This window comes from Mesorhizobium sp. LCM 4576 (assembly GCF_001854815.1).
In the GTDB taxonomy this organism is placed as follows: Bacteria; Pseudomonadota; Alphaproteobacteria; order Rhizobiales; family Rhizobiaceae; genus Mesorhizobium; species Mesorhizobium plurifarium.
Map to the genome: position 1 here is coordinate 20,828 of NZ_MDDT01000011.1, position 12,727 is coordinate 33,554.

Below are 12,727 nucleotides of genomic sequence, written 5' to 3' on the forward strand. Positions count from 1 at the left end.
AATGAGGTAGACTGCCGCTCACGTCTGGGCCGGCGTTCATCGAACGGGGGGCATGCGATGCAGGCGATACCGATAGCGCATCCGGCAGAGCAACCTGCCGCAATCTCGCTACCTTCCCTGGGCGGTTATCCCGCTGCCGTGCTGTGCTGGCTGCTGTCGGCCGGCGTCTATATCGCGGCCAAATGGGTGGCGCCGGAAATGCCGCCCTGGGGGCTGTGCTTCTGGCGGCTCTTGCTCGCCTGCGCCATCCTGTTGCCGATCGTGCACCGCCATCACGGCGCGATGATTGCGCTCCTCAAATCCCGGCCGCTGGAGGTCGTCGCTGTCGGAGCGATCGGCCTGACRCTCTGCCAGGGCATGATCTACCATGGCTTGAACGACACCGACGCCACCACGGCGGGCATCATCATGGCAATGTCGCCGATCATGACCATGGTGCTGGCGCGCCTCGTGCTGGGCGAGCCGCTCGGCCTCTGGAAGTCGCTCGGCGCGATTGCCGCACTTGCCGGCATGCTGGTCATCGTCGCGCATGGCAAGCTGGACGCGCTGGTGCACCTGCGCCTCAACATCGGCGAGTTGTGGATCGTCGGCAGCGCCTTCTGCTGGGCGCTCTACACCGTGCTGCTGCGCCGCTCCAAATTCGGCCTCCAACTCCTGCCGCTGGTGGTCCTCTTGCTCGGCGCCGGGGCGCTGGTGGCGCTGCCGTTCCATCTCTGGGAAATCTTCAACGACGAACGCTCCGCCCTGAACGGCAATGGCCTGCTCGCGCTCGCCTATCTGGCCGGTCCCGGCGGCGCGCTGATGTATTATCTCTACAACAAAAGCGTCGAGACGCTGGGCGCGAGCCGGGCAAGCATGCTGCTCTATCTGCAGACATTGTTCGTCGCCATCCTCGCCTATCTCCTGCTCGGCGAGAGCCTGCACGACTATGATCTGGTAGGCTCGGCCTTCATCGTGGTCGGGGTTGTGCTGGCGACGGTCATCAAGCCGAGGGCGGTTGCGGCAAAGGCATGACGGAGCGGCGAGCAGCGTCATTTCAGGTCCATGTACGCTGGGTGCCATGCGCAACGCTTTCCTAAATTAGCCAATTTTGCTATTGGCTGCCCCTTCGCGGCGCCGGCCAGGGCCGAAGGGGGATCATGGCTATCGACAAGCGCGTGAACGCATGAACGGCGGCCAGCAGATGCTTCAACTGCGCGTGCTTGGYGATTTGCAGGTCACGCGCGACGGCGCGCCGCTTGACCTGCCGCCGTCGCGCAAGACGCGGGCGTTGCTCGCTTACCTCGCCGTCACCGCCAGGCAGCACCAGCGCGAGCGGTTGTGCGAGATATTCTGGGACATTCCCGACGATCCGCGCGGCGCCTTGCGCTGGAGCCTGTCCAAGATCCGCCAGGTGCTGGACGGCGGCGAATCCTCCCTCATCGCCGATCGCAACGCCGTAGCGCTCAACCTCGAGACGGACTATGCGCGGCTGGCGCCGTTGGTGAAGGCCGACCTGTCGACCCACTCGACCGAGGAGCTCGAAGCCGTCCTTGCCTCGATCCGCGGCGGCTTTCTCGCCGATCTCTCGCTCGAACGATGCTTCGAATACGAGTCCTKGCGGCAGGCGATCGCCAGCGAAGTGGAGATCGTCGAGCTCGGCATCCTGCGCGAGCTGGTCGAGCGCCTGACGGATCAGCCCCGGCGGGCGCTGCCGCTTGCGCAGCGCCTGCGCCGCCTCGTCCCCGACGACGCCGGCCTCGCCGCCGAGATCCAGGCGCTGGAGGGCCAGGTCCGGTCGGCCGCCGCTCAAGCCACGAGCCGCGCGCCCCAGTCGGGCGCCGCGCGACCGGCGCAGGCGCCGTCGAAACCCGCCGCGCCGGCACAGGATCCCGGCCGCGCCGTGCAATTCTGCCGGGCTCTCGACGGCACCAGGCTCGCCTATGCCAGCACCGGCAGCGGCGCGGCGATCCTGCGCGCCGCGCACTGGATGTCGCATCTCACCTTCGACTGGGACAGCCCGATCTGGCGGCACTGGATGGGGGAACTGTCGCGCCACAACCGGCTGGTGCGCTATGACCAGCGCTGCAACGGCTTGTCGCAGCGGCACGTCGTCGACATCTCGTTCGAGACGATGGTGTCGGACCTCGAATGCGTGGTCGAGGCGGCAGGGCTCGACCGCTTCACCTTGCTCGGCCTGTCGCAGAGCTGCGCGGTTTCCATCGCCTATGCCATCCGCCACCCCGAGAAAGTGTCGGGCATGATCCTTTACGGCGGCTATGTCAAAGGCTGGCGGGCGCGCGGCGACGCCRGCGAGATCGCGACGCGCGAAGCTGCCGCGACGCTGATGCGCGAGAACTGGGGCAAGCCGAACCCGATGTTCCGTCAGGCCTTCTGCTCGATGTTTATCCCCGGCGCCACGCACGAGCATTTCGCCTGGATGGACGACCTGATGCTGCGCACCGTCTCACCCGACGATGCCTGGCGGCTGCAGAGCGCCTCTTCGGTGATCGATGTCAGYGACTTGTTGGAAAAGGTGCGCGTGCCGACACTGGTGTTGCATGCGCGGGACGATAACGTGGCACCGGTGGAGTCCGGCCRCACGATGGCAGCGGGCATTCCCGGCGCGCGCTTTATCGAGCTCGAGAGTCAGAACCACATCCTCCTCGAAGGTGAGCCGGCCTTCGAGGAGTTCATCGATCACGTCCGCGCCTTCATCGCCGAGACGGCTGGCGGATAATTGGGTGCTCGCGAAGCCCTCAGCCCTTGGCCAAAGGCACGGTGAACACCGTCGCGGTGCCRGTGAGGCACAGCTCGCCGGCTTCGTTGCGCACCGATGTCTCCAGCTTGGTGATCGGCTTGTCGGCGCGCACCTCCTTGACCTCGACCCGGCCGGTGATCAGTTCGCCGACGCCGACCGCCTTGACGAATTTCCACGCCACTTCAAGGAACACCGAGCCGGGGCCGGGAAGGTCCTCCGCCACCACCGCATTCAGGATGCCGGAGGTGACGCCGCCCTGCACGATGAGCTTGCCGAACACCGAAGCCTCGGCCAGCGCTTTGTCGTAGTGCAATGGGTTACGGTCGCCGGTCATCTCGGCGAAAGCATCGATATCCTGAGGCTGCGTGCGCCGCGAGCGCTCGGCGAAAGCACCCACCTTTGGCCGGCCCTTGATGACGCCGACCCAGCCGTCCTTCATCACATGCCCATCCTTTATCGAATGCAAAGTCATGATCTTGCTCCGGTTCGGTTGCGATTGAGGTTCGAGCCGGCCGAAGCCGGCRGCTCGTCCTGATTGGCTGGCGCCCGGTGGGCTGACGGCCGCGATGCAGAGGAAGGGGCGCGGCGGGCCGGCATGGGGTGCCCGGCCAGCGCCTGCACTTCGGCCTTGAGCACGGCGCTGAAGCGGCGGTGCCGCTCGCCGAGATCGTCGAGCGTCCAGTCGAAGCCGGCGACGGCGTCGGTGGTGTCGAGGATCTGATTGGCGATCATGTCGCGCTGCCGCTGCCAGACCGAAAATGCCGCCTCAGAGCCGTCGAGGATCGCCCGCGCGAGGCTCTCGGCGTCGCGCAGCGCGTCCGAAATGCCGTGCGAGGTGATCGGGTCGCGGAAGAACCCGGCATCACCCACCAGCGCCCAACCCGGACCGTGCGCCTGGCGGATATAGCCAGGCACGCCCCGGAACGCCTGCAGGCGAGCATCCTTCGGCGCGTTGGCCGCCTGTGCGGCCAGYGCCGGCGAAAGCGCTTCGAGCACATCCATGCGGGCGCGGGCGTGGCCGAGGCGGAAGCGTTGGTCGAACAGGCTCGTCGGCACCGAGGCGACGATGCAGGCGAGGCCGTCATTGGTCGGGATGAAGGAGCCGGCGATCCCGTCGCGGAAATACCAGTGGTAGCCGGCGCCCGGCTCGATCGGTGCATAGCCATAGACGTGGGCAGCCGACACTGCGCCGCGCCGCAAGGTCTGGGCGTCGACGCATTTTGCCACCAGCGAGCCGACGCCGTCCGCGCCGACCACGATATCGGCGCTGACCCGCACGGCAGCACGGCCGGCGGCGCGGATCTCGATGCCGCGCACGCGGCCACGCGTGTCGGCGAAGAGATCGCCGACCGCCATTTCGTGCAGGATCTCCGCGCCGGCCTTGCGCGCCGCGTCGACCAGGATGCGGTCGAGCACGGTGCGCCGCGGCGCGATCAGGCCAGGAAGATCCGAGCCGGCGGAGGCGAGGGGGATGGCGATCTCCTCGTCGCCATAGTGGAAGGTCGTTGTCTCGATCAGCGGCGTGCCGGCCTTAAGCACCGGCTCGAGCAAACCCCAGCGCCACAATTGCAGCACCGCGGGCCGCATCAGCGCATGCGTCGACAGCGTGTCGGAGCCATAGGGCTTGCGGTCGATCGCCAGCACCTTGAGGCCGGCGCGGGCGAGCAGCATCGCGGTCGCCGCGCCCGCGCAGCGCGCGCCGACGATGATGGCGTCGTAATGGCCACGCTTGGGGGAGGCCATGAGGGAGATGGTTGCCATGGTCGTAGATCCTCAGGCCGCCTTGCGGCCATTGCAGTCGAGATAACGCGAGATTTCGGCGGCGATCGCCTCGGCATCCGCGCCGACGCCGCCGATGAAGTTGGAATCGCGCTTGCGCAGGAAGCGGAAGCCGAGCGCATAGAGGCCAGGCACGCTGGTGACGCCGCCCTGATGCGCCAGCTCGCCATCGGCGCCAAGCGCCAGCGGCTCCAGCCAGTCGAACGAGCGCGCATAGCCGGTCGCCCAGACGATGCTGCGGATCGATCCGTCCGTCAGCGACACCCGCTCTACGCAGGTCGATGGCAGCGCCACCGGCTCGGGCCGGTACGGTGTCGCCACACCCGCGAAGCGGTCGATCTGGTCGAGCAGGCGCGCCTGCTTCGCTTCGGCCGCTGCGACGTGCTGGCCGAGATCGCCGGCGAAGCCGATCACGCGATCGCCGACGCGCCGCACCCGCCCGGTGAGTTCCACGCCGAGCGCCTGCAGCGTGGCGAGATCGACATCGGCCTTGTCCGGCCGGCCGGCGAGCTGCAGCGATGGCTGGCGCCGGGCGGCTTCCGGATTGGCGAGGTCTTCCGGTCGCTGCGCCATCAGGCCCATTGCGCGGAGCCAGAAGAAGATATCCTGGCCGCGCCATGTTCTGGGCAGCCGCGTATGCTTGCCGACCGAAAGCACCACGCGCCGCCCGGCGCGGGCGAGCTCGTCGGCGATCTGCACGCCGGAGGACGAGGCGCCGACGACCAGCACGCCACCGCTCGGCAGCTCGCCAGGCGAGCGATATTGCGATGCGTGAATGCTGAGCGGTCCGCGAAGGGTCTCGGCCGAAAAAGGGATGACCGGGCGGTCGCAATGTCCCGTCGCCACGACGACCGCGCGCGCCGACCAGTCGCCGGCGCTGGTGCGCAGGGCAAAGCCGTCGCCGGTCCGCTTGGCGGATGTGACCTCGACATTGGTCTCGACTGGCGCATGCCATTGCCAGGCGTAGCGCTCCAGGCTTTCCACGAAAGCCCCTTTGCTCATGAAGCCGTCGGGATCGCCGCCCCCATAGGGCGAGCCGGGGAGCGCATTCAGCCAATTCGGCGTGAGCAGCCGAAGCGAGCGCCAGCTCTGCGAGCGCCAGCGCTCGCCGATGCGGCCGCGCTCAAGCACGGCATGATCGATGCCGGCCTGGCCAAGGCAATGGCTGAGTGCGAGGCCGGCCTGGCCCGCGCCGATGATGACGACGTCCGAGCGTCTCATGGTTCATTCCGTCGATAGGAGGGGAGGCGGCCCGGATCAGGCCCGAGCCGCCTGCGGGCTTACTGGATGGTCTTGATGCCGACGGTGACCGGCACCCCCTTGGTCAGCACGTCGAACACCGCCGAACGGGCGCGCGACTGCTCGACCAGCTGCTGCAGTTTCTCGGCCGGCGCGTCGCCCTCGATCTCGAACGACACATGGATGTTCTGGAAACCGTTGCGGACCTCGTCCGAGATGCCGAGGATGCCGCGCAGGTCGATGTCGCCGTCGACCGAGCACTTCACCTTGGTGAGCTTGATGCCGCGCGCGGCGGCGATGTTGGCGACGCCCGCCATCAGGCAGCCGGCCAGGCCGTGCAGCAGCCACTCGACCGGCGTCGGCGCATTGTCGGCGCCRCACAGGATCGCCGGATGGTCGGCGTCGGCATAGTGCGGCTTCTCGTGCTTCTRCTCGTTGCCGGCGCCGAAGAAGCCGTTCATGACGGTCTTGCTGTGCGTGCCCTCGATCCACTCATTGTGGGCGCGGAACTGGAACTTGGCGAGCTCCGGCTGCCCGGCGACGAAATTGATCGTCGCCATCAGGTTCGGCGTGTCGACGCCATTGAGCGGAAGCCGTGCAGGTTTGGTGTTGGGTTGCATCTTTCATCTCCAAAGGTTCGTTTGCGGCTTGGTTGCCGTGACGGCCTCTGTTTGCCGATGGAGCGTTTGAACGAGAGTGGATGCGACCGTGGAATTTTTCATACGCCTACCGTGGAAATTGCCGTTTGACGTATCGTTTGAAACGGMATGGCCTACGCATGAAGCGAATACGCCGAAGCGCAAAAATCCCGGGAGGTGGGAAGCGCCCGGAGCATGTCGGCGGCACAGCCACGCTCGTCATGGGCGGTCATCTGACGTTGCCGATATCCATCCGGTCGGTGTCGGACGCCGCGTAGCGCATCGAGGTGTAATGGTCGATTTCCGAACGGGCGACACCCATGTCCTTGAGCAGATAATCGGGCATGGCCTGCATGGCGGCGCGGTCGCTGCGCATCCTCATCGCGCGATAGAAATGCCAGAGCGCGCGGCTGRCAAAGTCGACCAGGCCGCGGCCCGATCGGCCGGTTTCACAAGCGGTGTGTTCCAAACTCGTCATCGTCGTCTCCATCCTTTGCGGCGCGACCGTTCGCGTCGTCGATGGCAGGACTTGTGGCTTACGACCGGGGGAGCCAGCGTTGGAACGGACGTCGAATTTGCCGTGGAAATCGAGGTTTTGCGACCGGCGCCCTGCCGGTCGAGTGTCGATTAGAACCGGACCTGAATCGAGGGTTGCCGCCGAGGCTTGCGCAGCGTGGCCCGACCTCAGGAAATCCGCCGTCCGTTCTCGTCCAGCAAGACGCAATCGTCCGGGTCGAAGCTGAGCTCGACCGCTTCGCCTTCGCGCAGAACGCGGCCGTTGATCGCGGCGTTGGCGCGGATGCTCGTCTTGCCGCCGATGTCGACCTCGTAGATGGCGCTGCCGCCGAGATAGGAAGTCGAGGCGACGCGGCCGGGGAGGCGGTTGGCGTTCGCTCCGCCGACCGCCAGTTTCTGCGGCCGCACCACCACCGTGACGGCGCTGCCGGTCGCCAGCGGCTTGGGCGACAGCACATTAACCGACTGGCCGCTGGCCAGGGTGACAATTGTCGGCCCGTCGGATCGGCTCACGGTGCCCGAAAGCATGTTGGCCTTGCCGAGGAAGTCGGCGACGAAGGCGGTGGCCGGGCGCTCATAGACTTCTTCCGGCGTGCCGATCTGCTCGGCCGAGCCGGAATTCATCACCACGATGCGGTCCGACATGGACAGCGCTTCTTCCTGGTCGTGCGTGACGAAGATGGCGGTGATGCCGGTTTCCTTCTGGATCTTCTTGATCTCGACGCGCATTTCCTCGCGCATGTTGGCGTCGAGCGCCGAGAGCGGTTCGTCGAGCAAAAGCACCTGCGGTTCGAAAACGATGGCGCGCGCCAGCGCGATGCGCTGCTGCTGGCCGCCCGACAATTGCGAGGGCAGTTTCTTCTCGCTGCCCGGCAGCCGCACCATGTCGAGCGCCTGGCCGACCTTGCGCTTGATCTCGGGCTTCGCCACGTTGCGGTATTTCAGGCCGAAGGCGACATTGTCGAACACGCTCTTGTGGGGAAAGAGCGCATAGCTCTGGAACACCAGGCCGATATTGCGCTTGTAGATCGGCACGTCGTCGACCCGCCGGCCGCCGATCATGATCTGGCCGGCCGAAATGTCGACCAGCCCGGCGATCGAGCGCAGGATCGTCGTCTTGCCGCAGCCTGATGGCCCGAGCAGCGTGACGAAGCTGCCCTTGCGGATCGACAAAGAGAAATCGCGCACCGCGACGAACTTGCCGTAGGCGATGTCGATGTTGCGGAACTCGACTGCCGGGCTGTTCGCCCCGGCGGCCGCGCCCGCGCCTTGTGCCCCGGCCGAGGCCGGCCGGGGATGGATTTTCGTGTCCTGGCTGTCAGGCACCTTTCGAGATCCTGTTCCACTGCTTGGTCCAGGCGTCCTCATTGGTCGCCCAGTAGACCGGATCGGCGAAGGTCAGCGCCTTCATCGTGCCCGTCGGGTCGAAGGCCGGCAGCTTCGCGATCTTGTCGGTGAGCTTGACCTTGGTCGGGTCGAGCGACGGCGGGTAGCTCTGCCCTTCGGCCACCGCGATCGAGGTCGCCGGGTCGAGCATGAAGTTGATCAGCTCCTCGCACTCGGTCATCGGCGAGCCCTTCAGGATGAGCATGTCCTCCATCCAGGCATAGGAGCCGGCCGGATCGAGATAGCCGATCGGATGACCCTGATCCTGCAGCGCCGCGACGCGGCCCGACCAGGCGTCGGTCACCACGATCTCGCCCTTGGAAAGCAGGTCCATCAACTCCGCGCCGGAGCTCCAGAACTTCTTGGCGAGGTCGCGCGTCTCGCGCACCTTGGCCCAGATCGTGTCCATGTCCTTGAGGTTGTTGGGATCCTGTCCGGTGGCCAAGGCCGCGTACCAGACGCGCGTCGTCATGTCGGAATAGCCGCCGACCTTGCCGGCATATTTCTTGTCGAGCAGGAGTGCCGCGCCCTTTTCCTTGGCTTCTTCGGGCGAGATCACCTTGGTGTTGTAGGCAATGCCGGTCGTGCCGTAGTCGTAAGGCACGGCCGACAGCTTCGGCGTCAGCTTGCGGAACGGCTCGATCATCGGCTGCAGCACATTCGCCATGTTGGGAATGTTGGCCTCGTTGATCTCCGAGGTCAGGCCGCCATTGACGTATTTGATGTAGTAGTTGACGCCCGAGGAATGGATGACCTGGTAATCGCCGGGCTTAGCGGTCTTGATCTTGGTGATGATCTCGTCCTCGTCGCCGAACGTGCCTTGCACCACCTTGATCTTGGTCTTGGCCGTGTAGGGCTGGAAGGCGAACTTGTCGATCGCGTCCTGCACCGTGCCGCCCCAGCCGTCGAAGCGGACTTCCTCGACCGCGGCGAGCGCCCGGCCCATCCACGGCATGGAAAGCCCCGCCGACGCGGCGGCCGCCGCCGTCAGCGTCAGGAAAGTGCGGCGGCTCAGATCGCCGTTGGCATACCGGTCGTGCAGCCGTTCCAGCCGCTTGGTCGTCGTCAGTTTCATCGTACTTCCTCCTTTGGTTCGCCGCGTCTTTTCAGTCTGGTCAAGCTCTGCAGGATCAGGCCGCCGATCAACGGGATGCCCACGGTCACCAGGATCATCACGGTGCCGAGCGCGTTGATCTCTGGGCTGATCGAAATCTTGAGCATGGAAAGGATCTGGGTGGGCATGGTCTCGACGCCGGCCGGCCGCCAGAACAGGCTGGCCGAGGTGTTGTCGAACGAAATGGTGAAGGCGAGCAGCGCGCCGCCGACCACCGCCGGGATGAGCAGCGGCAGCGTGATCTCGCGGAAGGACGAAAAGCGCGAGGCGCCGAGCGAGAGCGCCGCCTCCTCATAGACGCGCCGGATCCCCATCATCCGTGCCTGCGCGATCAGCACCACATAGGGCACCGCTAAGAGGATATGGCCAAGCACGAGAAGCAGCATCGTGCGCGGCTGGTCGACCGCCTTGATCAGCACCAGCAGGCCGACGCCGAGGATGGTTTCCRGCACCAGCGCCGGCAGGATCACCAGCGTGCTCAGCGCCTGCTTGCCGCGGAACTCGAAACGCACCAGCGCGAAAGCCGTGACGACGCCGATGGCCGTGGTGACGGCAGCAGTGACCAGCGCGATCCACAGCGAGGTGCGGAAGGCCGTCAGCACCGCGTCATTGTTCATCAGCTTGGCGTACCACTGCAGCGAAAAGCCGGTCATCGGGAAGCCGCCGAACATCGAGGCGTTGAAAGACAGGATGACGGTCGCCACGATCGGCGCGAACATGAAGATGTAGACGCAGAGCGTGACGAAGCCGGTCAGCCGCCAGGCCCATCTGCCTTCCTCCTTGCGCCGCGCAGCCTTCGTCATCCGCCAAGCCCCTTGACGATCTGCGACATGCCCATGTAGCGGGTGTAGATGGCGGCGAAGAAGCCGAGCACTAGGAACAGCACGATCGACAGCGTGGCGCCCATCGGCCAGTTCAATTCGCCCATGATGGTGTCGTAGATCAGATTGCCGAACAGCGCGTCTCGGCCCGAGCCCAGCAATTGCGGCGTCACATAGCTGCCGGCCGCCAGCACGAAGCAGAGCARCAGCCCGGCCGCGAGACCCGGCAGCGACAGCGGCAAGGTCACCTCGCGGAACRCCTGCGCGCTGGTGCAGCCCATCGAGCGGGCCGCCGCAATCAGCGTGCGGTCGATGCCCTCGAGGCTGACATAGACGTTGAGGATCATGTAGGGCAGGAGGAAGTGCAGCAGCCCCAGGATCACCGCCCCCTCGTTGTAGAGCATCGGCAGCGGCTCGCTGATGATGCCCATCCTGAGCAGCGCGACATTGATGACGCCCTGTTCGCCCAGGATGTTGATCCAGGAAAAGGTGCGGATGGTGAAGCTGATCCAGAACGGCACGATGAGCAGGAGCAAGAGCAGCCATTTGTGCCTGAAGCTCGTCGCCCAGATGAAATAGGCCGGGAAATAGCCGAGCACGCCGCACAGCAGCGCGGTGATCGCGCCGACGCGCAGCGTCTTCAGAAGGAAGCCGGAATAGTAGCTGTCGGTGAAGAATTCCTGCCAGTTGGCGGCGGTCAACGCGCTGGTTTCGACGCCGGCGGTGACGAAGGTGAAGAACGTATAGGCCGCCATCACCGCGATCGGCAGCACCAGGAAGAAGATCAGCAGCAGAAGCACCGGTGCAACCAGCATCCAGGCCAGGCGTGGATCGTACAAGGTCCAGCGATTGTTCATGCGCACCCGAAGGTAAGGCGCCTTCTTCGAGGCGCTTATGTTCCCGCAGTGAAGATTGTTTCATTGCCGCYGCGATGTCTACAGGCGGTGGCCCAAATTCGATTCAGCCAGGGGAGGGGGCGACGGTCTCGTGAGACCGGGGCGGCTTCTCGCGCCCCTCAATACCTTCGGGCCAACCGACGTTCGAAGAAACCGAAGCCAGCCGTCACCAACGATGCCAGCAGGAAATATCCGAGCGCTGCGGCAAACAGCGGCTCATAGACCCGGAAGGTTTGCGCGCGGACGAGGTTCGCCGCGCCCATGAGCTCGAACACCGTGATCGTCGAAGCGAGCGCCGTGCCCTTCAGCAGCAGGATATTCTGCCCGCCGATCGCCGGCAGCGCCAACCGGAAGGCCTGGGGCAAAAGCACGGAAATCATGATGCGCGTCTTCGACAGGCCAAGCGACTGTCCGGCCTCGCGCTGCCCGTCCGGTATCGCCTGGATCGCGCCCCGCCATATTTCGCCGCAATAGGCCGCGGTGTTGAGCGACAGGGTGAGGAATGCATAGCAGTAAGCGCCCCGCAACATCGGCCACAACGGGCTGTACCTTATCGAAGGCACGCCGGCGAGGAGCTGGCCGACGCCGAAGTAGCAAAGATAGAGCTGGACGAGCAGTGGCGTGCCCCRGAAGGCCAGGATGAAGGCGACCGCCGGATAGCGCAGCCATGGCCTTGCCGACAGCTTGGCAAGCGCGACCGGGATGGCCAGCAGATTGCCGACGAGCGCGCAGCCGACGAAGAGGATGACGGTGGTCTGGATGCCAGCCAGGAGCTGACTGGCGAGATAGTGCCCGAACTCAGTCACGCTATCTGCGCCTCCCGGGATTGGCGGTAGATGTTTCCAAGGCGTGGAAGAGCATCGCCGACAGGCCGGACATCACCAGGAACACGAATGCGATCGCGCAGTAGAACAGGAAATAATCGCGTGTCGCGCCGGCAGCCATCTTGCCGGCGAGAACCAGCTCGGTGAAACCGATGAGGCTGACCAGCGAGCTTTCCTTCAGGACGACCAGCCACAAATTGCCGAGCCCCGGCAGCGCCAGCGGGATCATCTGCGGCAGGGTCACCAGGAAGAAGGTCTGGCGGCGGGTCAGGCCTAGCGCATGCGCCGCCTCGGCCTGGCCGCGCGGGATGGCCGCGATCGCGCCGCGAAGCACTTCCGTGCTGTAGCCGCCCTGCACGATCCCGAGCGACAGCGTCGCCGCGACGAAGCCGTTGATCTGAAATTCGGAAGCGAGCCCCGTGAAAGTCACGGCCGAGCGCAATGCGTCCGTCGSGGTGTAGTAGATGAGGAAGATGATGAGGATGTCCGGGATGGAGCGGATGATCGTCGTGTAGGCGACGGCGACGAAGACGGCCGTGCGACGCTTCGAAAGCTTGGCCAATGCGCCGGCGAGGCCGAGCGCCAGGCCGACGACATAGGCGCTGATCGACATTTCGAGGCTCAGCCAGGCGCCGCGAAGCAATTCGTCGCCCCAGCCCTTGTCGCCGAAGCCGAGCAGGGTCAGCCAAGACACCATCGAATCCATGCGGCAAGTTCCAATGACGATGGTGCCGGCCGATCGGCCGGCACCGGAGCATGATGCCGAAAAGCGGC

General features: G+C 65.6%; 13 protein-coding genes. 2 read left to right on the top strand and 11 right to left on the bottom strand.

The genetic code is table 11. From position 1 onward, the window contains the following. The first annotated feature begins 57 nt into the window (after window positions 1–57). Together LCM4576_RS04930 and LCM4576_RS37095 are read left to right on the top strand one after the other, a co-directional pair. The gene (locus LCM4576_RS04930) at window positions 58–1,014 is read left to right on the top strand and encodes a DMT family transporter (protein WP_071030817.1); all 957 of its coding nucleotides are present in this window, start codon (window positions 58–60) and stop codon (window positions 1,012–1,014) included. A 169-nt stretch (window positions 1,015–1,183) separates the two neighbouring features. After that, window positions 1,184–2,719 carry an alpha/beta hydrolase gene (locus LCM4576_RS37095; RefSeq protein ID WP_244510639.1) on the top strand — a complete coding sequence of 512 codons (1,536 nt, stop codon included), beginning with the start codon at window positions 1,184–1,186 and terminating at the stop codon, window positions 2,717–2,719. 19 nt (window positions 2,720–2,738) lie between these two features. Here the strand turns inward: LCM4576_RS37095 and LCM4576_RS04940 are convergent, their stop codons facing one another. The 11 genes from LCM4576_RS04940 to LCM4576_RS04990 all read right to left on the bottom strand — a co-directional run bounded on the left by LCM4576_RS04940 (window position 2,739) and on the right by LCM4576_RS04990 (window position 12,659). Next, on the bottom strand, window positions 2,739–3,212 hold the full coding sequence (locus LCM4576_RS04940) for a MaoC family dehydratase (RefSeq protein ID WP_244510641.1): 474 nt from the start codon (window positions 3,210–3,212) through the stop codon (window positions 2,739–2,741). After that, window positions 3,209–4,501: an NAD(P)/FAD-dependent oxidoreductase gene (locus LCM4576_RS04945; RefSeq protein WP_071030818.1), complete on the bottom strand. Its 1,293-nt coding sequence runs from the start codon at window positions 4,499–4,501 to the stop codon at window positions 3,209–3,211. The genes LCM4576_RS04940 and LCM4576_RS04945 overlap by 4 nt, the downstream gene beginning before the upstream one ends. 12 nt (window positions 4,502–4,513) lie before the next feature. Further along, complete coding sequence (locus LCM4576_RS04950) at window positions 4,514–5,740, bottom strand: NAD(P)/FAD-dependent oxidoreductase (protein WP_071030819.1); 1,227 nt, start codon at window positions 5,738–5,740, stop codon at window positions 4,514–4,516. 59 nt (window positions 5,741–5,799) lie between these two features. Then, window positions 5,800–6,378 carry an OsmC family protein gene (locus LCM4576_RS04955; RefSeq protein ID WP_071030820.1) on the bottom strand — a complete coding sequence of 193 codons (579 nt, stop codon included), beginning with the start codon at window positions 6,376–6,378 and terminating at the stop codon, window positions 5,800–5,802. Between the two features lie 247 nt (window positions 6,379–6,625). Continuing rightward, window positions 6,626–6,874: a DUF1127 domain-containing protein gene (locus tag LCM4576_RS04960; protein ID WP_157901199.1), complete on the bottom strand. Its 249-nt coding sequence runs from the start codon at window positions 6,872–6,874 to the stop codon at window positions 6,626–6,628. 206 nt (window positions 6,875–7,080) lie between these two features. After that, the gene (locus LCM4576_RS04965) at window positions 7,081–8,238 is read right to left on the bottom strand and encodes an ABC transporter ATP-binding protein (RefSeq protein ID WP_071030822.1); all 1,158 of its coding nucleotides are present in this window, start codon (window positions 8,236–8,238) and stop codon (window positions 7,081–7,083) included. Beyond that, a complete protein-coding gene (locus tag LCM4576_RS04970; RefSeq protein ID WP_040980449.1) occupies window positions 8,231–9,373 on the bottom strand; it encodes an ABC transporter substrate-binding protein in 1,143 nt (380 codons plus the stop codon). The genes LCM4576_RS04965 and LCM4576_RS04970 overlap by 8 nt, the downstream gene beginning before the upstream one ends. After that, on the bottom strand, window positions 9,370–10,215 hold the full coding sequence (locus LCM4576_RS04975; RefSeq protein WP_071030823.1) for an ABC transporter permease: 846 nt from the start codon (window positions 10,213–10,215) through the stop codon (window positions 9,370–9,372). The genes LCM4576_RS04970 and LCM4576_RS04975 overlap by 4 nt, the downstream gene beginning before the upstream one ends. Then, window positions 10,212–11,090, bottom strand: a complete 879-nt coding sequence (locus LCM4576_RS04980) for an ABC transporter permease (protein WP_071030824.1) — start codon at window positions 11,088–11,090, stop codon at window positions 10,212–10,214. The genes LCM4576_RS04975 and LCM4576_RS04980 overlap by 4 nt, the downstream gene beginning before the upstream one ends. Window positions 11,091–11,248: 158 nt before the next feature. Further along, window positions 11,249–11,935, bottom strand: coding sequence for an ABC transporter permease (locus LCM4576_RS04985; protein WP_071030825.1), 687 nt, complete (start codon window positions 11,933–11,935; stop codon window positions 11,249–11,251). Between the two features lies 1 nt (window position 11,936). Next, window positions 11,937–12,659 carry an ABC transporter permease gene (locus LCM4576_RS04990; protein ID WP_071030826.1) on the bottom strand — a complete coding sequence of 241 codons (723 nt, stop codon included), beginning with the start codon at window positions 12,657–12,659 and terminating at the stop codon, window positions 11,937–11,939. Window positions 12,660–12,727 lie beyond the last annotated feature (68 nt).

What these genes read in the sequence shown, in the direction of transcription:
- LCM4576_RS04950 (WP_071030819.1), bottom strand. Translation starts at nt 5,740, where the DNA reads ATGAGACGCTCGGACGTCGTCATCATCGGCGCGGGCCAGGCCGGCCTC.
- LCM4576_RS04970 (WP_040980449.1), bottom strand. Translation starts at nt 9,373, where the DNA reads ATGAAACTGACGACGACCAAGCGGCTGGAACGGCTGCACGACCGGTAT.